The following is a 20113-nucleotide window of genomic DNA, read 5'->3' as shown; positions in this document are numbered from 1 at the left end:
TTTCTCTCAATCATGCGTGTCTGACATCAGACGCGGACGACGTGCCAGCGCCACACCCGCGCCGGTTAATGCCCCAACGGCACCCCACATAATCATCATGAACAGACGTCGCGGGCTGTCACGTGATACCGGCTCTTCCGGCGTACGCAGATAACGGTAAGTCTGGAACTGGCTGTTCAGTTTGGGTCCGGTCTGCAGCGTGGCCAGCATAGCTCTGTTTTGATCATAGCTGATATCGAAGCTGGGACCGGTGGCACGCAGGGTTTCAAGCTGTCCCTGCAGCACGGGCTGGCCCAGCAGGAAGAGATCGCTGTCCGCCAGATTTTCACCCGCTTCGCGCGTCTGTTTCTCGTTGATACCCTGCTGACTGGCGATCTTCAGCGCCTGCTCCAGACGGTGCTGCTGGCGCTGGAACACGGCGTTCGCCACATCTTCCTGACGTTTTACCTGCGCCTGCAACTGATCGGTGCGCGCCTGCCAGGCCCCTTTTAACTCATCGTTCAGATGACGTGCGGCACGCTCGCTGGCGTAGGCAATATACTGACGCAGCAGGTTGTTGGCGTCGCCTGCGGTTTCCGCTTTGAGTCTGACGTTGTCCGGCAGGTTATGTGCCGCGTCCGCCGGGGTGAAGAGAATGTTGCCGATCATGTCGTCAAGTAGCGCGGCATCGTTGTGCGCGTTGCCGGTTTTACGACTCTTGTAGTAGTCGGTTTGCTGCCAGAACTCGCGACGCGTATCCCACGAGGCGAGCTGCATGACGAACTCCTGATAGACCTCATCCATCACCGTTGGCGAGGGCGCCGCCAGGGTTAACGCGTTGTTCCGCACATCCAGGTTGGTCAGAAACTGCTGCTGTGCATAGTAGGAGCCCAGCATATTTACCGTCGGACGATCGGTGATCGCCGTGGTGCTCCAGACCTGTTTCAGCAGCAGCGTCGCCAGCCAGGCGACCAGGGCAAACAGCAGGGCCAGCCCCACAATCCAGCGCTTGCCACGCCATAACCGGCAGCCTAAGCCGCGAAGATCCAGTTCGTTGTCCACAACGTCAGAAGGCATGGCAGAGATATCCTTTAATCAGCATCGGGTTCATTTATTTTTTGCTTCGCGATGATGGCTCAGACGGCGCTTGATGCGACGGATACGCCGCGCCACGCGCCATGCATGTTTCAGGCAGTAGCCATAAACCATGAACGCGCCCAGGAAAAGCAGCAGCATCACCCACTCAGGGATAAACGCCAGATACTCACCCAGCACCCCGATACCGGCGAGAATCGCGGCCGCCACGGTAATCAGCACAAAGGCCTGACGCGAGCTGAAGCCGGCGCGCATAATCAGATGGTGGATGTGCTGACGGTCAGCCGAGAACGGGCTCATGCCTTTGCGCAGACGGCGATACATGATCGCCACCATATCCATCAGGGGAATGGCGATGAGCCAGAGGGCGGTCACCGGCGTGATGGGGTGACTCAGACCCTGGGTGGTTTCCAGCAGAATCCAGATGATGGTGAAGCCGATCATGGTGCTGCCGGCGTCACCCATAAAGACTTTAAAGCGGCGGCCAAGAAAGCCCAGGTTGAGCAGAATATAGGGCAGCGTGGCGGCGATCATCGCAAAGCACCACATCGCCAGGCTGGTCTGGCCGTCGAAATAGAGGATGATGCCCATAGCGGCAAAGGTCACTGAGGAGAGGCCGCCCAGCAGACCGTCGATGCCATCCACCATATTAAAGGCGTTAATCGCGGCCCAGACGGCGAACAGCGTCAGCACATAGCCAAAGGGGCCCACGATCAGCTCGAACGGACCGACGATAAAGCCCAGACTCAGCAGATAGAGTTTTGCCCCCACCATCATGACGACAGCGACCAGCGCCTGAACCACCGCGCGGATTTTAACGCTGATATCAAAGCGATCGTCGAGCGCCCCGACCAGCACCAGCACACCGGCACAGCCCAGATAGAGCAGCGCGTGTGGCAGATAGTAGTTGGTAATCGCGAACGTGAAGCAGATCCCTGCGAACACGGAAATGCCGCCCACCAACGGAATCGCGCCATGATGGCGTTTACGTGAGTTAGGCTTATCAACTAAACCAATTTTTTTAGCTGCTTTTCGAGCAAAAAAGAGGAAAGCCAGTGAAAAGAGAAAAATTAAACCAAGCTCAGTACTCATAGTGAGTAAATTCACGTTAAACGCTCTCAGCTAACATCCCGCACAACAATACGCGAAAAAGCGCGTTTATCGCTGTGTCGGATTCCGAATTCTGCATCAAGAGACAGACGAACGGTCAAAAATTCGCCATCACTACCACAGTCATTATAAATGCTCCTGCCAGTGTTCAATCCTATAGCTCACAAATGAAAAACGCCACGTCGGGACGTGGCGTAAGGGCGATTTTCTGCGAATCTGGATTAAAAAAGCCGAATCAGTGGTCCGGCCTGGCCGTATCAGATTATGAACGCTTCATCATGTCGAAGAATTCATCGTTGGTTTTCGTCATCGCCAGTTTGTTGATGAGGAACTCCATTGCGTCGATTTCGCCCATCGGGTGAATGATCTTACGCAGGATCCACATCTTCTGCAGCTCTTCCTGAGAGGTAAGCAGCTCTTCTTTACGTGTACCGGAGCGGTTGTAGTCGATCGCCGGGAAGACACGTTTTTCAGCGATTTTACGGGCGAGATGCAGTTCCATGTTACCGGTACCCTTGAACTCTTCGTAAATCACTTCGTCCATCTTCGAACCGGTATCAACCAGCGCGGTGGCGATGATGGTCAGGCTGCCGCCCTCTTCCACGTTACGTGCAGCACCAAAGAAACGCTTTGGACGATGCAGGGCGTTGGCATCCACACCACCGGTCAGGACTTTACCTGACGCCGGCACCACGGTGTTATAAGCACGCGCCAGACGGGTGATGGAGTCGAGCAGGATGATGACATCTTTCTTATGCTCAACCAGGCGCTTGGCTTTCTCGATGACCATTTCCGCAACCTGAACGTGGCGTGACGCCGGCTCATCGAAGGTTGAGGCAATGACTTCACCTTTGACCAGACGCTGCATCTCGGTCACTTCTTCCGGACGCTCATCGATCAGCAGGACCATCAGCACGCAGTCCGGGTAGTTGTACGCCAGGCTCTGCGCGATGTTCTGCAGCAGCATGGTTTTACCGGCTTTTGGCGGTGCAACAATCAGACCACGCTGACCACGACCGATCGGTGACGCCAGGTCCAGAACGCGGGCCGTTAAATCTTCCGTTGAACCATTACCCCGTTCCATACGCAGACGCTTGTTGGCGTGCAGCGGCGTGAGGTTTTCGAACAGAATCTTATTACGCGCGTTTTCCGGCTTGTCGTAGTTAACTTCGTTAACTTTGAGCAGCGCAAAATAGCGTTCACCTTCTTTCGGTGGACGGATTTTGCCAGAGATGGTGTCACCAGTGCGGAGGTTGAAGCGGCGGATTTGGCTGGGGGAAACGTAGATATCATCAGGGCCGGCGAGGTAGGAGCTGTCTCCGGAACGGAGGAATCCAAATCCATCCTGAAGAATCTCCAGCACGCCATCACCGAAGATGTCTTCGCCGCTCTTCGCGTGCTGCTTCAGGATTGAAAAGATAATGTCCTGCTTGCGCATGCGAGCCTGATTTTCCAGCCCCATATTTTCGCCGAGAGTAATCAGCTCAGCAACCGGCGTATTCTTTAATTCGGTAAGATTCATAGTGATGGGTTCTTAAACTCGGGGTAATACTCGGAATGTTTGTCGTGAATGGTATGGCAACTAATCCATGCCGTTAATGGCTCTTTTCGGCTCTTCCCGACGATCATCGAATGGAATGGCGATCGGTATGCAGGGAGATGTCCGAATGTAATGCCAGAGTTGGAGCTAACCGTAAGATTGCTGAACCGTTCTATCTTTATAAGGTACAGGGCGAATGGGTTCAACAAGGGAAAACTTTAGATGCTAACTACAAGGTAAGTTCGTAATGCAGTGTGAGTAAATTAGCACGCCTGAAAGCGAACGTCCAGCAGCAGGAGATAAATTCACCACTGCCAGACATTCAGTCCTGCATTAAGCCAGGTTGGCGTTCAGGAACTCTTTCAGCTGGCCTTTAGACAGCGCGCCCACTTTGGTCGCGGCGACTTCGCCATTTTTGAACAGCAGCAGCGTCGGGATACCACGAATGCCATACTTCGGTGCCGTGCCTGGGTTATCGTCAATATTCAGCTTAGCGATGGTCAGCTTGCCATCATACTCTTCTGCAACTTCATCAAGGATTGGCGCGATCATTTTGCAAGGACCACACCATTCAGCCCAGAAATCTACCAGTGTAACGCCGTCGGCTTTCAGCACGTCGGTGTCGAAACTGTCATCAGTCAGATGAACGATTTTATCGCTGCTCATGTTTTACTCCACAAGATTATGCCTGGCGAATTGGCGTAATATATACCAATGTTGGTTGACTTTATTTCATCGGATACGCTTTCGTAAAGCGATAGTAAGCTGATATTCTACCACACTATGAGCAAAACACACTTAACTGAACAGAAGTTTTCCGACTTCGCCCTGCACCCTAAAGTGGTTGAAGCCCTTGATAGTAAAGGCTTTCAATACTGCACGCCGATTCAGGCGTTAGCTCTGCCTTTTACGCTTTCAGGGCGTGATGTTGCAGGCCAGGCGCAAACCGGTACCGGCAAAACGATGGCGTTTCTGACGTCAACGTTTCATCATCTTCTCTCTTATCCTGCGGCGGAAGGTCGTCAGGTTAATCAGCCACGGGCACTTATTCTTGCGCCAACGCGTGAACTTGCTGTGCAGATTCATGCAGATGCCGAACCCCTTACCGCCTCAACCGGCCTGAAACTGGGTCTCGCCTATGGCGGAGACGGTTATGATAAACAGCTGAAAGTGCTGGAGCAGGGCGTAGATATTCTGGTGGCCACCACCGGTCGCCTGATCGACTACGCGAAGCAGAATCACGTTAACCTCGGTGCCATCCAGGTCATGGTGCTGGACGAAGCCGATCGCATGTTCGATCTCGGCTTTATTAAAGATATTCGCTGGCTGTTCCGCCGTATGCCGCCTGCCACGCAGCGCCTGAGCATGCTCTTCTCGGCAACGCTCTCTTATCGCGTTCGTGAACTGGCGTTCGAGCACATGAACAGCGCGGAATATGTGGAAGTGGAACCGGAGCAGAAAACCGGCCATCGCATTCAGGAAGAGCTTTTCTATCCGTCTAACGAAGAGAAAATGCGCCTGCTGCAGACCCTGCTGGAAGAAGAGTGGCCGGATCGCGCCATTGTCTTCGCAAACACCAAGCACCGCTGTGAAGATATCTGGGGCCACCTGGCCGCTGATGGTCACCGCGTTGGCCTGCTGACCGGCGATGTGGCACAGAAGAAGCGCCTGCGCATTCTTGATGACTTCACCAAAGGGGACGTGGATATTCTGGTCGCGACTGATGTTGCTGCCCGTGGTCTGCACATCCCGGCGGTCACCCACGTCTTTAACTACGATCTGCCTGATGACTGTGAAGATTACGTTCACCGCATTGGCCGTACCGGTCGTGCAGGTGCCAGCGGACACTCTATCAGCCTGGCCTGTGAAGAGTACGCGCTGAATCTGCCATCGATTGAAGAGTACATTGGCCACAGCATCCCGGTCAGCAAGTACAGCAGCGAAGCCCTGTTAACCGATTTACCGCCGCCTAAGCGTCTGCAGCGCAGCCGTTCCGGCAATGGCCCACGCCGTGGAGGCAATAACGCTAATCGTCGCGGTGCGCCACGCAACAACAACCGTAAACGTTCAGGTTAGGCCACCATGCTCAGCGCGTCGTCACTTTATGCAGCGATTGATTTAGGGTCTAACAGCTTTCATATGTTGGTGGTGCGCGAGGTCTCTGGCAGTATCCAGACCGTGGCAAAAATCAAGCGCAAGGTTCGCCTTGCCGCCGGTCTGGATGCCAGTAATCAGTTGTCAGCCGAAGCCATGGCGCGTGGCTGGCAATGCCTCCGGCTCTTCTCTGAGCAACTGCAGGATATTCCCCCCGATCAGATTCGCGTGGTGGCGACCGCCACGCTGCGTCTGGCCGCGAATGCGCAGACCTTCCTCGATACCGCCCAGCAGATTCTTGGCTGCACCATCAACGTCATCAGCGGTGAAGAAGAGGCGCGCCTGATTTATCAGGGCGTGGCTCACACCACGGGCGGCTCCGACCAGCGTCTGGTGGTGGATATCGGTGGCGGCAGTACCGAGCTGGCAACCGGCGATGGTTCGCACGCGTCGGTGTTGTTCAGTCTGTCGATGGGCTGTGTCACCTGGCTGGAGCGCTTCTTCAGCGATCGTCATCTGGCAAAAGAGAATTTTGACCAGGCGGAGCAGGCTGCCCGTGAGATGATCCAGCCTGTCGCCGCGCAGCTGCGTCAGCAGGGCTGGCAGGCCTGTGTCGGTGCGTCCGGCACGGTACAGGCGCTGCAGGAGATTATGGTGGCGCAGGGCATGGATGAGCGCATCACGCTGAGCAAGCTGCAGCAGCTTAAACAGCGCGCAATCCAGTGCGGCAAACTGGAAGAGCTTGAAATCGAAGGGCTGACACTGGAACGGGCGCTGGTGTTTCCCAGCGGTCTGTCGATCCTGATCGCCATTTTCCAGACGCTCAGTATCGATAGCATGACCCTGGCGGGCGGCGCGCTGCGTGAAGGGCTGGTCTACGGCATGCTGCATCTGCCCGTTGACCGCGATATCCGCACCCGCACACTTCACAACGTCCAGCGCCGGTTCAGCATTGATGTTGAACAGGCGGATCGTGTGCGTCAGCTGGCGGAGAGCTTCTTCCGTCAGGTTTCCACCTCGTGGAAGCTGGATCAGCGCTGTCGTGAGCTGCTGCTCAGCGCCTGTGCGATCCACGAAATCGGCCTCAGCGTCGACTTCCGGCATGCGCCACAGCATGCGGCTTACCTGGTGCGTCATCTGGACCTGCCTGGCTTCACCCCGGCGCAGAAGAAGCTGCTGGCCTGCCTGCTGCAAAACCAGAGCGGCAGCATCGATCTGGCGCTGCTGACCCAGCAAAACGCCCTGCCGCCGCGTCTGGCGGAACGGATGTGCCGTCTGCTGCGGCTGGCGATTATTTTCTCAACCCGCCGCCGCGATGACACCCTGCCAGCGGTACGACTCCAGGCGGACGATGATGCCCTGCATCTGACCCTGCCCGCTGGCTGGCTGGAAGCGCATCCACTGCGCAGCGAGCTGCTGGAGCAGGAGAGCCACTATCAGTCCTATGTCCACTGGTTGTTAACCCTGTCGTAATACCTGCGTCTGAGGCGAATCGCCTTCGCCTCTCCGCCCGACGCGCTTACCCTTTTCTGGCTTTATCCAGCATCGCCCGCAGACCGGCAACCCGGCTCTGCCCGGTTTTCATCCGCTCCTCGGCACTGACCACTTTGCGTTCCGTCTCCCACTGCAGATCGTCCTGCGGCAGCTCCAGCAGAAAACGGCTCGGTTCCGGTCGCACCAGCTCGCCATATTGCCGCCGTTCACGGCAGAGGGTAAAGGTCAGCTCTTTCTGTGCCCGCGTGATGCCGACGTAGGCCAGACGACGCTCCTCTTCGATATTGTTCTCATCGATGCTGCTCTGATGCGGCAACAGCCCCTCTTCCATGCCCACCAGGAACACATAGGGGAACTCCAGCCCTTTGGAGGCGTGCAGCGTCATCAGCTGCACCTGATCCAGCTCTTCATCACTTTCACCGCGCTCCATCATGTCGCGCAGGGTAAAGCGCGTGACCACCTGGGCCAGCGTCATCGGCTCGTCGATATCGCTGCCCTCCAGCATTTCGGTCATCCACTGAAACAGCGTGTTGACGTTCTTCATCCGCATTTCTGCGGCTTTCGGACTGCCGGAGGTTTCGAACAGCCAGCTTTCGTAATCGATGCCGCGAATCAGATCGCGGACCGCGTTGACCGGCTCGCGTTCGGTCAGCTGGATGATCTCATTCAGCCAGTGAGTAAAGCGCTGCAGATGCTCCAGGCCACGTCCGCTGAGCGTCTGACCCAGCCCGACATCAAAACTGGCATGAAACAGGCTCTTGCTGCGCAGATTCGCCCATTCACCGAGCTTCTGCAGCGTCGCCGGACCAATCTCGCGACGCGGTGTGTTGACGATGCGCAGGAACGCGCTGTCATCCTCAGGGTTAGTCAGCACGCGCAGATAGGCGAGCAGGTCTTTAATCTCCGGCCGTGAGAAGAACGAGGTGCCGCCAGAGATGCGATAGGGAATGCGGTTCTGCATCAGAAACTTTTCAAAGGTGCGTGACTGATGGTTACCACGGTAGAGAATCGCGTAATCTTTGTACTGCGTTTTGTTGATAAAGTGATGCGCAATCAGTTCGCCGGTGACCCGCTCCGCTTCATGCTCTTCGCTGTTGGCGGTCACCACTTTGAGTTCGCTGCCCTGCCCCAGTTCGGAGAAGAGCCGCTTTTCAAAGACGTGCGGATTATTGGCAATTAGGATGTTCGCCGCTTTCAGGATGCGCTGCGAGGAGCGGTAGTTCTGCTCCAGCTTCACCACCTCCAGCGCCGGAAAATCCTGACTCAGCAGCACCAGATTCTGAGGCCGCGCGCCGCGCCAGGAGTAGATCGACTGGTCATCATCACCCACCACCGTGAAGCGCGCCCGCGCGCCAACCAGCAGTTTAACCAGCTCATACTGGCTGGTGTTGGTATCCTGGTACTCATCCACCAGCAGATAGCGGATACGCTGCTGCCAGCGTTCACGCACCTCCTGATTACGCTGCAGCAGCAGCGTCGGCAGCAGGATCAAATCGTCAAAATCGAGGACGTTGCACGATTTGAGATGCTGACTGTAGAGGCCATAGCAGTGGGCAAAAATATTCTCCTGCTGTGAACGCGCCTGCGCGGCCGCGCCCTGCGGATCGATCAGGTCATTTTTCCAGTTTGAGATGGTGGAGATGAGCTGCTGCAACAGCGTCTTATCCTCCTCCAGCCACTCTCTGGTCAGCTCTTTCAGCAGGGCGAGCTGATCCTGATCGTCGAACAGCGAGAAGTTGGACTTCATGCCCAGCGCCGCCGTTTCACGCTTGATGATCTCCAGGCCCAGCGTGTGGAAGGTGGAGATCAGCAGCCCGCGCGCCTCTTTGCGACCCAGCGTCTGCGCCACACGCTCTTTCATTTCGCGCGAGGCTTTATTGGTGAAGGTCACCGCAGCGATGTGTCGCGCCTGATAGCCGCACTCACGAATCAGATGGGCGATTTTATTGGTAATTACGCGGGTTTTGCCCGATCCCGCGCCCGCCAGTACCAGACAGGGACCGGTAACAAATTCGACGGCACGTTGTTGGCTGGGGTTTAAACGCATATAAGAAATCGCCTGATTGAATCAAAAGAAAGGGGTTTATACTGGGCGGCAATTATACACAACCGAGATACCAACATGGCGAAAACCGCGGCGGCTTTACACATCCTGGTCAAAGAGGAAGCGCTGGCAAAAGAGATTCTGGCGAAACTGGCGAAGGGCGGCAATTTCCAGCAGCTGGCGAAGAAGCATTCGACCTGTCCTTCCGGCCGTAAGGGGGGCGATCTGGGCGAGTTTCGGCAGGGACAGATGGTACCGGCCTTTGATAAAGCGGTCTTTACCTGCCCGCTGCTGACGCCTTACGGGCCGGTAAAGACCGGCTTTGGTTATCACATTATCAAAGTGCTCTACCGCAACTAGTTACTTCTTCTGCTTCATCTGCTGCAGAACGTTGCTGCACTGGTTGTCTTCGTTGTCGCTGGGGGAGATCAGTGCCAGCAGCGCCGCTGCCGGTCCCACGACCGCACCCAGCGCCACGGCAGCGGCCCCACGGGCCAGCAGTGGCCCCGCTTTCACGCCCGCATCCGGATTCTTAAAGGTGCCGCGCACGTAGAGCGGGGAGCGCAGCGTGACGATGCGCACACCTTTACTCTCCGGATTGATCGACAGGTCCAGTCGCTCACTGGCGAAGTTGGCGTTCCCTGACACATTGATAATCGCGTTCTCGGTATCAAACACAAACAGGTTCGGCGTCGCCAGACCATTCTGCAGTCTGATATCGGTGGCCGCACAGTTGATGCGCACCTGATCGTCGCCAAAGAGTTTGCCGACTACGTAGTTACCCACGTTAAGTCCGGCGATCTCCATCAGATTGCGGCTGATCAGCCCGTCATTCATCAGCAGCTTCAGCTGACCGTTGCTGGTCGCCAGCAGGTCGGCGACCGAGTTGCCGGTGCCGGTAAAGCTGGCATCACCGTTGAGCTGACCCAGGCTGTTCTTCATCGCCTGCACATCCGGGAAAAGCTGACGCAAACGCAGCTTGCGTGCATGCAGGTCAACCCGGCCACGCATCGGTGAGCGATCGCCCTCCAGCCGGATAGTGCTATTAAGATTGCCGCCCGCGATACCAAAGCGCAGCGGGTCCAGCAGCAGATCGCCGTTTTTGAGCTGTAAGTGGGTATAGAGATCGCTCAGCGGCAGTGAGTTGCTGTGTTCGATACGTTTGCCGCTGAACTTCACGTCGGCATCCATCACATCCCAGCTTTTGGTTTCAAACCTGTCGTGCGGCAGTACACGGTCAGCAGGCTGATTCGATTTCTCACCGCGCCGGGCTTTGGCCTGGGCGGTCTTCTCACTCCCTTTGCCGGAGTTCACACCAATCAGCGGCCCCAGATCGGCCATGCGCAGTTGCTCAGAGGTGAGTTCCCCGGTGAGGGTGGGACGCGGTTTGCCCTGCGTGTAGATCAGCGAGCCATGAATATCGCTGTCGCCGATATGACCGTTAAATTTCTCATAGCGGTAGACCGCGCCCTTTTCCCCGCTGAATTTCGCGATCAGATGGCCGTCCGTTTCATAAGGCGGGGTATCAGGCAGCAGAACGCCGGTCAGGCCATAGAGGTTCGCCAGCGTATCGCCGGAGAAGCGCAGACGCACATTCAGTCCGCCCAGGTTCATCGGGTCCTGCACGCCCCCGGTTACCTGAACCCGCGTGGTGCCGTTTCGCACATCGGCCTGCACCGGGAAAGGGGTGTTCTGGCTGCGCAGCGAGAGCATGCCGCCAATCCTGCCTTCACCGCTGAGCTTTTCATTGTTGTAGGTGCCACTGGCCTGCCAGCCAAAGACGAAGTCTCCCGCGCCCTTCTGCTGATCGTCACCACCGGCAATCTGCGCATAGGGCACCGGTTTGCCCAGCGGATTCACCTGTACCGTGACATCTGCGCGGTTAACCGCATCGCGATAGCGGATTTGCCCCTGATCAAACAGGATATTATCCAGCCGGAAGGACCAGGCCGAGGGCGCGCTGTCCTTGTCATCCTTGTCACTACCGGCGAGATCGAACGTCCAGTTATTCTTTTTATCCGCCGTCTGAATCAGGCGCGCATCGGGTCGCTGCAGCTTAATCCACGGGATGAAAAGCTCTTTGTGCAGCAGCGACAGCGGTGCCAGCGTCGCGTCGGCCCGTTGCAGATGGACCATGGTGACATCAGGAATGCCGGGCGGGTTACCCAGCATGATATCTTCGGCGTGTATCTGCGGCCACGGCACCCAGCGCCGCCAGCCCGACTCGTCGCGATGGCGCACCCAGTCGATCCCCAGATCCCCGCGGATGGCAAAAGGACGATTGAGTTCGGTTGAGACTTTCTGATTGATGGTGGGCTTCAGGCGGTTCCAGTCAAATGTCGCGATCACCACAATAATCACCACAATCAACAACACCAGAATGCCTGCAACCCAACTGACGATTTTCCCGGTACGCGACATGTCGCTTTCTCCTTGCTCTTTCACGGCCTGCGTTAAAGATAGTCGAGACGGCGGGCAACGGCATCAGGGAAGCTGGAGAGTCAGATGATTCAGTTCAGAAAATGGGACAGGCCGCGAAAAGTAGTAGCCCTGAGCCGCGATGGCCGGGGAATGCCTGACCTGCTGCCACTGCTCTTCCGTTTCCACGCCCTCGACAATCACACCGTTACAGTAGCGATTGATGAGCGCCAGCAGCATCGAAAAGAGGCTGCGCCCTTCATCAGAACTGCCCAGCAGAATAAACAGGTCGCGCGACAGCTTGATGTAGTCATATTTCAGTTCGGTCAGCGCGGAGAAATTGGCCATGCCAGAGCCAAAATCATCCAGCCACAGCGGGCCCAGTTCCGGGATCTTAGCGACTCTCTCCGCCTGCGGCAGCGCATGATGCTCTGTCAGCTCAAAGCGGATCCAGGGCAGGCGGGCGATCAGGCGACGAATGGCGGGCCGGTGCTGAATGGAGAGCAGCGAGGGGCCATCGATGTTGACCGACGCGACCACACCGTTGCGCTCAAAGAAGGCGGACCACTGCGTCAGCAGTTCCAGCTGCTCATAGATCACATTAAGGCGCTGGGCGATATCGAGCCCGGCAAACCAGGCCTCGGGTGACAGATTCCGTTCCGGCTGGGCAGGATGAGAAACGGCGGTCAGCAGTTCAATGGCGAGTAACCGACCGGTTACCCGATAGATAGGCTGGAACCGATAGCGCCGCTGGCACTGTTGCCAGAAAAGCGGGGTTTCCGTTTGATAATCAGGGTCAATTGAAGACGGCAGCCATTGACTAATACTCTCCATCACCATGGTATTTTCCTGGTTGATAATATGTCCCCAAAACGGGTGACGCAGCTGCGATTATCGTGAGTGTCTGTGGTAAAGAGATGAACGACCCGGCCACAAAAAGGGAAAGTCTATCAGCTGCGTCGCCCGCATAATCGGTAAAAAAAGCCGAAATTAGCGCCTCTTATCCGCCAGATTAGCCCTCTCCTGCACCTTAAGCTAAATCAAAACAGCGTTTTAAAAGCGTTGACGACTGCCATACCAGACGCGAGACTGAGCACTCTACCACTACGGGTTGCAAACCATGACGCAGAAGAAAATTGCCATTATCGGCGAATGCATGATTGAGCTGTCGGAAAAGGGTGAGAACATCAAACGGGGTTTTGGCGGCGATACGCTGAACACGGCGGTTTATCTCGCCCGCCAGGTGGATGAGCAGCAGTTACGGGTCGATTACGTCACGGCGCTGGGAACGGATTCGTTCAGCGATCAGATGATAACCGCCTGGCAGCAGGAGAAGGTCAACACCGGCCTGATTCAGCGTCTCGATAATAAAATGCCAGGCCTGTATGTGATTGAAACCGATGCGGAGGGCGAGCGCACCTTCTGGTACTGGCGCAGCGACGCTGCGGCCCGCTACTGGCTCGACAGCCCGCAGTCAGAGGCGATCGCCGACCAGCTGGCGCACTATGACTATCTTTACCTCAGCGGCATCAGTCTGGCGATTCTGCCCGCTGCCAGCCGGGAGAAACTGATGCAGCTTCTGTCCCGCTGCCGGGCAGAGGGCGGCAGGGTGATTTTCGATAATAACTATCGCCCGCGTTTATGGGCCGATCGGGCCAGTGCGCAGAGCGCGTATCGCGCCATGCTCAGCTGTACGGACATCGCCTTTCTCACCCTGGATGATGAACATCTGCTGTGGGGCAAGCAGCCGCTGGAGGAGGTTATCGCGCGAACCCGCGAAGCAGGCGCCAGCGAAATTGTGATTAAACGGGGTGCGGAGGCCTGCCTGGTCGCCACGGGTGATGCGCCGCTGATTGAGGTGCCTGCGGTCCGGCTGGCGAAGGAGAAGGTGGTGGATACGACGGCCGCGGGCGATTCGTTCAGCGCCGGATATCTGGCGCGCCGCCTGACCGGCGCATCGGCTGAAGCCGCCGCACAGCGCGGGCATCTGATCGCCAGCACGGTGATTCAGCATCGTGGCGCGATTATTCCGGCAGAGGCGATGCCTGACTGAACTGCATCTGATAAAGCCGGGCATAAGCGCCGTTCTGCTGCAGCAGCTGCTGATGCGAGCCGCGCTCAACGATCCGGCCCTCTTCGATGAGCAGGATCTCATCGGCTTTCTCAATGGTTGAGAGCCGGTGCGCAATAATCAGCGTGGTGCGGTTCTGCTGCAGCGTCTCCAGCGCAGACTGAATCGCCCTTTCTGAGCCGGTATCGAGGGCCGAGGTCGCTTCGTCGAGGATCAGAACGGGACTGTCGCGCAACAGGGCGCGGGCAATGGCAATGCGCTGGCGCTGTCCACCCGACAGCAGCACCCCATTCTCCCCAATCATCGTATCCAGCCCGTTCTCCATCTTATTGATGAATTCCATGGCATGAGCCATCTGCGCCGCCTGTTCGACCGCGGCGCGGCTGAAGAGATCACGACGGGCATAGGCGATATTGTTGGCGATGGTGTCATTGAACAGATGAACATGCTGAGAGACCAGCGCCATCTGCTCGCGCAGCGAGGCCAGGGTGTAGTCACGCAGATCGTGCCCATCCAGCAAAATTTCGCCGCTGTCGATATCGTAAAAACGCGTGAGCAGGCTGGCGAGGGTCGATTTACCTGAGCCGGAACGGCCTACCAGGGCGACCGTTTTCCCTGCCGGTATATCAATATTGATTGCGTTCAGGGCCGGCGTTTCCGAACCGGGATAGGTGAAGCTGACGTTGCGGAACGCGATATGACCGGCGGCGCGTCCGATAACGCGGGTGCCCTCATCTTTTTCCTGCTCAGTATCCAGAATCGCAAACAGTGTCTGGCAGGCGGCCATGCCGCGCTGGAACTGCGCATTGACGCTGGTCAGGGACTTTAACGGACGCATCAGCATCAGCATGGCGGAAAAGACCGCGCTGAGGGTGCCCGCTGTCAGCGTCGTCATTACCGACGGAAAACTGGCCGCATAGAGCACAAAAGCCAGTGCGAAAGAGGCGATCAGCTGGATAAGCGGATCGGACAACGCGGTGGCCGACACCATTTTCATCCCCTGGCGACGCATCCTGTTGCTGACCTGCCCAAACCGCTCTGTCTCCACCCGCTGACCGCCGAACATCAGCACCTCTTTGTGCCCTTTCAGCATCTGCTCAGCATGGGAGGTGACCTGCCCCATTATGTCCTGCATGTTCCTGCTGATACGGCGAAAGCGCCGGGAGACGATGCGGATCGCCAGCGACACCACGGGCGCCAGCACCAGCAGGATCAGGGAAAGCTGCCAGCTGTAGTAAAACATCATGACAAACAGGCCAAGGATAGAGGCACCTTCACGCACCACCGTGACCAGCGAGCCGGAAGAGGCGGAGGCGACCTGCTCGCAATCGTAGCTGATGCGGGAGAGCAGCGTGCCGGTTGATTGCTGATCAAAGAACGCCACCGGCATCCCCATCATATGGCTGAAGAGGCGACGGCGCAGGCTCATCACCACTTTACCGGAGACCCAGGAGATACAGTAACCGGAGATATAGCCGCTGACGCCGCGGATCAGGATCAGCCCGATAATCACCAGCGGCATCCACAGCAGCATCCCCGCATGCCGCCTGCCCATCACATCGTCCAGCAGGCTTTTCAGCAATGTCAGCATAAACGGGTCTATGGCGGCGTTGACGATGAGGGCTATCCCGGCGACTACCAGGCCCAGCCTGAAGGGTGAAATGGTGGGCCACAGTCGCGTAAACGTCTGTCTGGCAGAGAGTGTGGGTTCAGACATGGCATGCATCTTACCGTTGTGTAGGAACGGATGATGATATGTTAAACCGTATCAACCAACCGGAAACTGCCCTGTCGCCATGAATCATAAACAGTCTCAAATGAGACTGGTACTTCTCCCCTGCCTCCAGGCCCGGATCTGGCGGGGATAAAATCATTATCGCCTCTTAAGCGCCCGCAGTGTGATATCCGGTAAATTGCGGCTAGTAAAGCGAGCCATGCCGCTCATTTCCCTTACGCTGAAAAATTGTGGTTAATCGCACAGGCGACCCGGCCATCCCCTTCAATCAGACTTATAATTTATTGAATAAAATTAGCCAGTTATAACCAACCGAGCGCCACCAGGCATAGTCCGAATCTGCCCGATTCGGCCCTTTTCGGATGGACGTTCGCCGTAAAAAAGACCATCTTTTAATCAACAACAGCAGGACGCTGTGCTCTCCGGCCATGAACAAAACAACTAAAATATTCTCCGCATCAGGACCTATTTATGCACACAGAAATCATTAATATCTGGCCACACGGTGATGCGCCAGGTGCCAGCGATTCGCGGGCACAGCCGCAGATCGTCGATATGGCAAAAGAGTATGAGCCTTACGATCGCGCCGCCACCGGTGTACGTTGCCCGGAGATGGCGATCTGGCATCCGGTCGAATCCAACGGGATCACCCTGCTGGTCGCGCCAGGCGGAGGTTATCAGCGTGTGATGATCGACCGTGAAGGCAGCGCCCTGGCGACCTTCTTCACCTCAATGGGCTACACCCTGGCGGTCATGACCTACCGCCTGCCCTATGATGGTCATCATGAAGGCCCCGATGCGCCGCTGGCCGATGCACAGCGCGCCGTGCGTGTGCTGCGTGAACGGGCGCAGCGCGGCCTGAATGGAAAGTACATTGTGATGATGGGCTTTTCGGCGGGTGGCCACGTCGCGGCCAGCCTGGGCACACGCTTCGCGGAAAAACTCTATCCGGTGCAGGATGGCGCAGAAAACTTCTCACCTCGCCCGGATGCAATGATCCTGGTCTATCCGCTGATCAGCATGCGTGATGGCATTGCCCATGAAGGCGCCCGAACCCGCCTGCTGGGTGCCTGGCCCGATCAGAAAACGATTGAGGCCTACTCCCTGGAAACCCGGGTTCACCCGCTGGTGCCGCCAACGCTGTTGATCCACGCCGCCGACGACGAAGCCGTTTCGGTGAATCACAGCATGGCGTTTTTCAGTGCGTTGCGGGAGCATAAAGTCCCGGCAGAGGTGCATTTCTATCAGAAAGGCGGGCACGGATTTGGTATCCGCGGTGTGGCAGATTTGCCCCTCGCCAGCTGGCCGATGTTAGTGACCGAGTGGCTCAGGGCAAAGACCTGATCTTAAGCCGCAGGCGGCACGTCTTTGACGTTGCTGTCCGGCGGCGTGGCTTCATTGCTGGCCGCCGGTGCCGCTGACGGTGCCATCACTTTGTCCCAGCTGTTTTGCAGGCTTTTCACGTTGGTTTCCGCTTCGCCTTCCGGCTGGATCAGAACCATCATCAGTTCCTGGGTCAGCTGCTGGCGCAGCTCCTGGTTTAACTGCTCGCGGGTCAGACCCGCCAGGAAGGCCTGCCGCAGCTTCTGATACTGCTCAGGCGCAATATCGACCACCGCGTTCTGCTGGGAGCGCAGCCGCTGGCTCATCAGCACATCGGTGTCAGTGCGGGCATAGGTGGTGAACAGCTTATTCAGCTCCAGCAGCTTCTGCGCCATCAGCGCATCAAACTCCTCCTGCGGTAAGCCTTTATCGCGCACATTAGCCAGCTCGCGAGCCACCAGATTCATATTCTGCGCCAGACTGTCGTTGCGTCCATCCAGATTGATCGAGCACTGCGCACGCTGATAGAGCACGCGGCAGTCAAATCCCACCTGTATGCCCTGCGCTTTGCTGTCACTGAGCGCGCGCTGAACGTGCCAGAACAGCGCTTCACGGGCCAGATCGCCCTGCCAGTAACGCTGCAGATTCTGCGAGTCACGAATCGGCTGCCACGGCGTATCCCACACCAGTGAGAGGCGATCCTGCGTCATGTTGCTGCTGACCAGATTCACTGGCTCGTGCGGCAGCGGGGAGAGGGTGGGCAGTGGCGCAGGCGTTTCGCGTTTGCCGGTCAGTGCTGAGAAGGTTTTGTTGATCTGCTCAGAGAGGTTGCGGCTGTCGACATTGCCGACCACGTAGAGCGTCATCGCATCCGGGGTGTACCACTGATGGTAAAAGTCGTTGAGCTGGGTTAAATCAACCGGGGCGCGTGGCTGCGCCGCAGGATCGTGCGCCAGCAGCGCCGAGCCTTTGAGGCGGTAGCGCCACCAGACATCCTGCGTATCTTTCGGCCAGGTGGCGACCGGATCGGAGGCCGTCAGCGCGGTGCTCACCACCTGTTCGGTAATCGCCATATTGCCCGCCGTGGCCGCCAGCCAGTTCAGCGCTTCTTTCAGCAGCTCAGGACGGTTGTTCGGCAGGCTCAGATTATATTGGGTGGAATCATAAGAGGCGATGACGGGCGGCAGGGGGCGCTGAGGATCCATCGCCTGCTGCCATAGCGCGCGCTGCTGCTGGGTGTCGAGCGCGGTGTTGTGCACCATGGCCAGACGCGACAGCAGATGGCTGAAGCCGGTCTGTTGCGCACTCTCCACCAGTGAACCGGTGTTGACCACCAGCCGCAGTTCGATGCGGTCACTGGGGCGTTGCGGTGTGGCCAGTAACTGCCAGTTAAATCCGTTATCCAGCTTGCCTTCCTGCCAGGCCGGATCCGGTTGCAGCGTTTCTGCCTGGAGACCATAGCTGCTTGCTGCCAGCACTAATCCACCAACCAAAAGCCGAATTCTGGTGCCCTGCATGTGAACCCCTACTCAAATAATTCAAATATCGTTATCACTGGCGCGACGTGCCGCTGTTATTAACGAATCGGCTGGCGCCGAATCGCGCTGTTATCCAACAACAACGTGTTTGACCACAGGAAGTTCAGGATGTCGCGCAACGAAGTGAAAAACGTCAAAAAAAACAAGTGGGGTTTATTATGCAAATGCCCGCTGTCAGGGCAAGCGACAGCGGGCATTTGAGGGGATTTAAGTGAAATTCAATGATTAAACTGAAGATTCGGACGCTTTATTCTCTTTATTCTGGCCGGCGAGCGTGTCATTGAGCTGTTTGTGATCCAGCTGGTCGACCCATTTCGCTACCACCACGGTCGCCACACCGTTTCCGATCAGGTTGGTCAGCGCACGCGCTTCGGACATAAAGCGGTCGATACCCAGAATCAGCGCCAGACCCGCCACCGGCAGATGGCCGACCGCCGAGAGCGTCGCCGCCAGCACGATGAATCCACTGCCGGTCACCCCTGCCGCGCCCTTCGAGGAGAGCAGCAGTACCACCAGCAGCGTGATCTGATGGAAAATATCCATGTGGGCATTGGTCGCTTGGGCGATAAACACCGCCGCCATGGTCAGATAAATCGAGGTGCCGTCGAGGTTAAAGGAGTAACCGGTGGGGATCACCAGCCCGACCACAGACTTCTTACAGCCCAGCTTCTCCATCTTATCCAGCATGCGCGGCAGCGCCGACTCGGACGAGGAGGTGCCCAGCACAATCAGCAGCTCTTCTTTGATATAGGCGATGAACTTAAAGATGCTGAATCCGGCAAACAGACGCGCAATCAGCCCCAGCACAATCACCACAAACAGCACACAGGTGATATAGAAGCAGACGATCAGCTGGCCGAGCTGCACCAGTGACCCCACGCCATATTTACCGATCGTGAACGCCATCGCGCCGAAGGCCCCTATCGGTGCCAGACGCATGATCATGTTGATGATGCCGAAAATGACTTTCGAGAAGCTCTCAATCACGTTGAAGATCAGCGTGCCGGTGTTACCCAGACGATGCAGGGCAAAACCAAACAGAATGGCAAACAGCAGCACCTGCAGGATGTTGCCGCTGGCAAAGGCGCCAATCACGCTGTTAGGAATAACATCCAGCAGGAAGGCGACGATGCCCTGCTGTTCCGCCTGCTGCGCATAGACCGCCACCGCTTTGGCATCCAGGGTGGCGGGATCAACGTTCATTCCTGCGCCTGGCTGCACCACGTTAACCACGATCAGACCAATGATCAGCGCGATGGTACTGACAATTTCAAAATAGAGCAGCGCGACAGCGCCGGTGCGCCCGACGGCTTTCATGCTTTCCATACCGGCGATGCCGGTCACCACGGTACAGAAGATGACCGGGGCGATAATCATCTTGATTAACTTAACAAAGCCATCGCCCAGCGGCTTCATCTGGGTCCCCAGCTCCGGGTAAAAATGGCCTAACAAAACGCCGATGCCAATCGCCATCAGCACCTGGAAATAAAGGCTTTTAAAAAGTGAGGTTTTCATAAACAGGTGTCCACTAACGCCGTGAGGTGATGTTGTCGGATTCGTTATTGTGACTGGCGGGCAACAGAGGTGGCGCCTGACAGTAACCCGAAAATAACACTGTGTTTACGTGATTAATACAGGGCGACAAACCCCCAGGAAATGTCAGGATCGTAAT

15 protein-coding genes are annotated in these 20113 nt (G+C 57.0%); 5 read left to right on the top strand and 10 right to left on the bottom strand.

The genetic code is table 11. The annotated features are described in order from the left end of the window. Positions 1–6 precede the first annotated feature (6 nt). From wzzE to trxA, 4 genes are all read right to left on the bottom strand, one after another. Positions 7–1056 carry an ECA polysaccharide chain length modulation protein gene (wzzE, locus tag HFD97_RS13100; protein ID WP_167432025.1) on the bottom strand — a complete coding sequence of 350 codons (1050 nt, stop codon included), beginning with the start codon at positions 1054–1056 and terminating at the stop codon, positions 7–9. 30 nt (positions 1057–1086) lie between these two features. Then, positions 1087–2166, bottom strand: coding sequence for a UDP-N-acetylglucosamine--undecaprenyl-phosphate N-acetylglucosaminephosphotransferase (wecA, locus tag HFD97_RS13095; RefSeq protein ID WP_033736131.1), 1080 nt, complete (start codon positions 2164–2166; stop codon positions 1087–1089). 280 nt (positions 2167–2446) lie between these two features. Next, the gene (gene rho, locus HFD97_RS13090) at positions 2447–3706 is read right to left on the bottom strand and encodes a transcription termination factor Rho (RefSeq protein ID WP_003851960.1); all 1260 of its coding nucleotides are present in this window, start codon (positions 3704–3706) and stop codon (positions 2447–2449) included. A gap of 351 nt (positions 3707–4057) precedes the next feature. Further along, positions 4058–4390 carry a thioredoxin TrxA gene (trxA, locus tag HFD97_RS13085; RefSeq protein WP_003851963.1) on the bottom strand — a complete coding sequence of 111 codons (333 nt, stop codon included), beginning with the start codon at positions 4388–4390 and terminating at the stop codon, positions 4058–4060. Between the two features lie 117 nt (positions 4391–4507). On the opposite strand from trxA, the gene rhlB reads away from it, so the two are divergent. Both rhlB and gppA read left to right on the top strand, forming a co-directional pair. Continuing rightward, positions 4508–5800 (top strand): ATP-dependent RNA helicase RhlB, encoded by a 1293-nt coding sequence (rhlB, locus tag HFD97_RS13080; RefSeq protein ID WP_009088417.1) that lies wholly within the window; start codon positions 4508–4510, stop codon positions 5798–5800. Between the two features lie 6 nt (positions 5801–5806). Continuing rightward, complete coding sequence (gene gppA / locus HFD97_RS13075; RefSeq protein ID WP_009088415.1) at positions 5807–7291, top strand: guanosine-5'-triphosphate,3'-diphosphate diphosphatase; 1485 nt, start codon at positions 5807–5809, stop codon at positions 7289–7291. A gap of 46 nt (positions 7292–7337) precedes the next feature. Here gppA and rep read toward each other — a convergent pair whose 3' ends face one another. Next, a complete protein-coding gene (gene rep / locus HFD97_RS13070) occupies positions 7338–9359 on the bottom strand; it encodes a DNA helicase Rep (RefSeq protein ID WP_046100946.1) in 2022 nt (673 codons plus the stop codon). A 75-nt stretch (positions 9360–9434) separates the two neighbouring features. Here rep and ppiC point away from each other — a divergent pair, with 75 nt between their 5' ends. Next, a complete protein-coding gene (gene ppiC, locus HFD97_RS13065; protein WP_009088412.1) occupies positions 9435–9716 on the top strand; it encodes a peptidylprolyl isomerase PpiC in 282 nt (93 codons plus the stop codon). On the opposite strand, the gene HFD97_RS13060 is transcribed toward ppiC, so the two are convergent. Both HFD97_RS13060 and pdeH read right to left on the bottom strand, forming a co-directional pair. Continuing rightward, a complete protein-coding gene (locus HFD97_RS13060) occupies positions 9717–11777 on the bottom strand; it encodes an AsmA family protein (protein ID WP_140923933.1) in 2061 nt (686 codons plus the stop codon). A gap of 63 nt (positions 11778–11840) precedes the next feature. Next, entirely contained in the window at positions 11841–12614 is a 774-nt protein-coding gene (gene pdeH, locus HFD97_RS13055) for a cyclic-guanylate-specific phosphodiesterase (protein WP_009088409.1), read from the bottom strand. Between the two features lie 280 nt (positions 12615–12894). Between pdeH and HFD97_RS13050 the strand changes: the two genes are divergently transcribed. Then, on the top strand, positions 12895–13827 hold the full coding sequence (locus tag HFD97_RS13050) for a sugar kinase (RefSeq protein ID WP_154929016.1): 933 nt from the start codon (positions 12895–12897) through the stop codon (positions 13825–13827). On the opposite strand, the gene msbA is transcribed toward HFD97_RS13050, so the two are convergent. After that, positions 13799–15562 carry a lipid A ABC transporter ATP-binding protein/permease MsbA gene (gene msbA / locus HFD97_RS13045; protein ID WP_370528417.1) on the bottom strand — a complete coding sequence of 588 codons (1764 nt, stop codon included), beginning with the start codon at positions 15560–15562 and terminating at the stop codon, positions 13799–13801. The two genes, HFD97_RS13050 and msbA, sit on opposite strands and share 29 nt — an antisense overlap. Before the next feature lie 489 nt (positions 15563–16051). On the opposite strand from msbA, the gene HFD97_RS13040 reads away from it, so the two are divergent. After that, the gene (locus HFD97_RS13040) at positions 16052–16924 is read left to right on the top strand and encodes an alpha/beta hydrolase (protein WP_009088404.1); all 873 of its coding nucleotides are present in this window, start codon (positions 16052–16054) and stop codon (positions 16922–16924) included. A 2-nt stretch (positions 16925–16926) separates the two neighbouring features. Here HFD97_RS13040 and HFD97_RS13035 read toward each other — a convergent pair whose 3' ends face one another. Both HFD97_RS13035 and HFD97_RS13030 read right to left on the bottom strand, forming a co-directional pair. Then, the gene (locus tag HFD97_RS13035) at positions 16927–18420 is read right to left on the bottom strand and encodes a pitrilysin family protein (protein WP_009088402.1); all 1494 of its coding nucleotides are present in this window, start codon (positions 18418–18420) and stop codon (positions 16927–16929) included. 246 nt (positions 18421–18666) lie between these two features. Then, positions 18667–19956 (bottom strand): dicarboxylate/amino acid:cation symporter, encoded by a 1290-nt coding sequence (locus HFD97_RS13030; RefSeq protein WP_167432027.1) that lies wholly within the window; start codon positions 19954–19956, stop codon positions 18667–18669. Positions 19957–20113: the final 157 nt, after the last annotated feature.

The organism is Pantoea sp. EKM103V (assembly GCF_011800365.1).
Classification (GTDB): Bacteria; Pseudomonadota; Gammaproteobacteria; order Enterobacterales; family Enterobacteriaceae; genus Pantoea; species Pantoea anthophila.
Note: the sequence above shows the minus strand (reverse complement) of the source record. Positions and strands in the feature narration are given on the sequence as shown.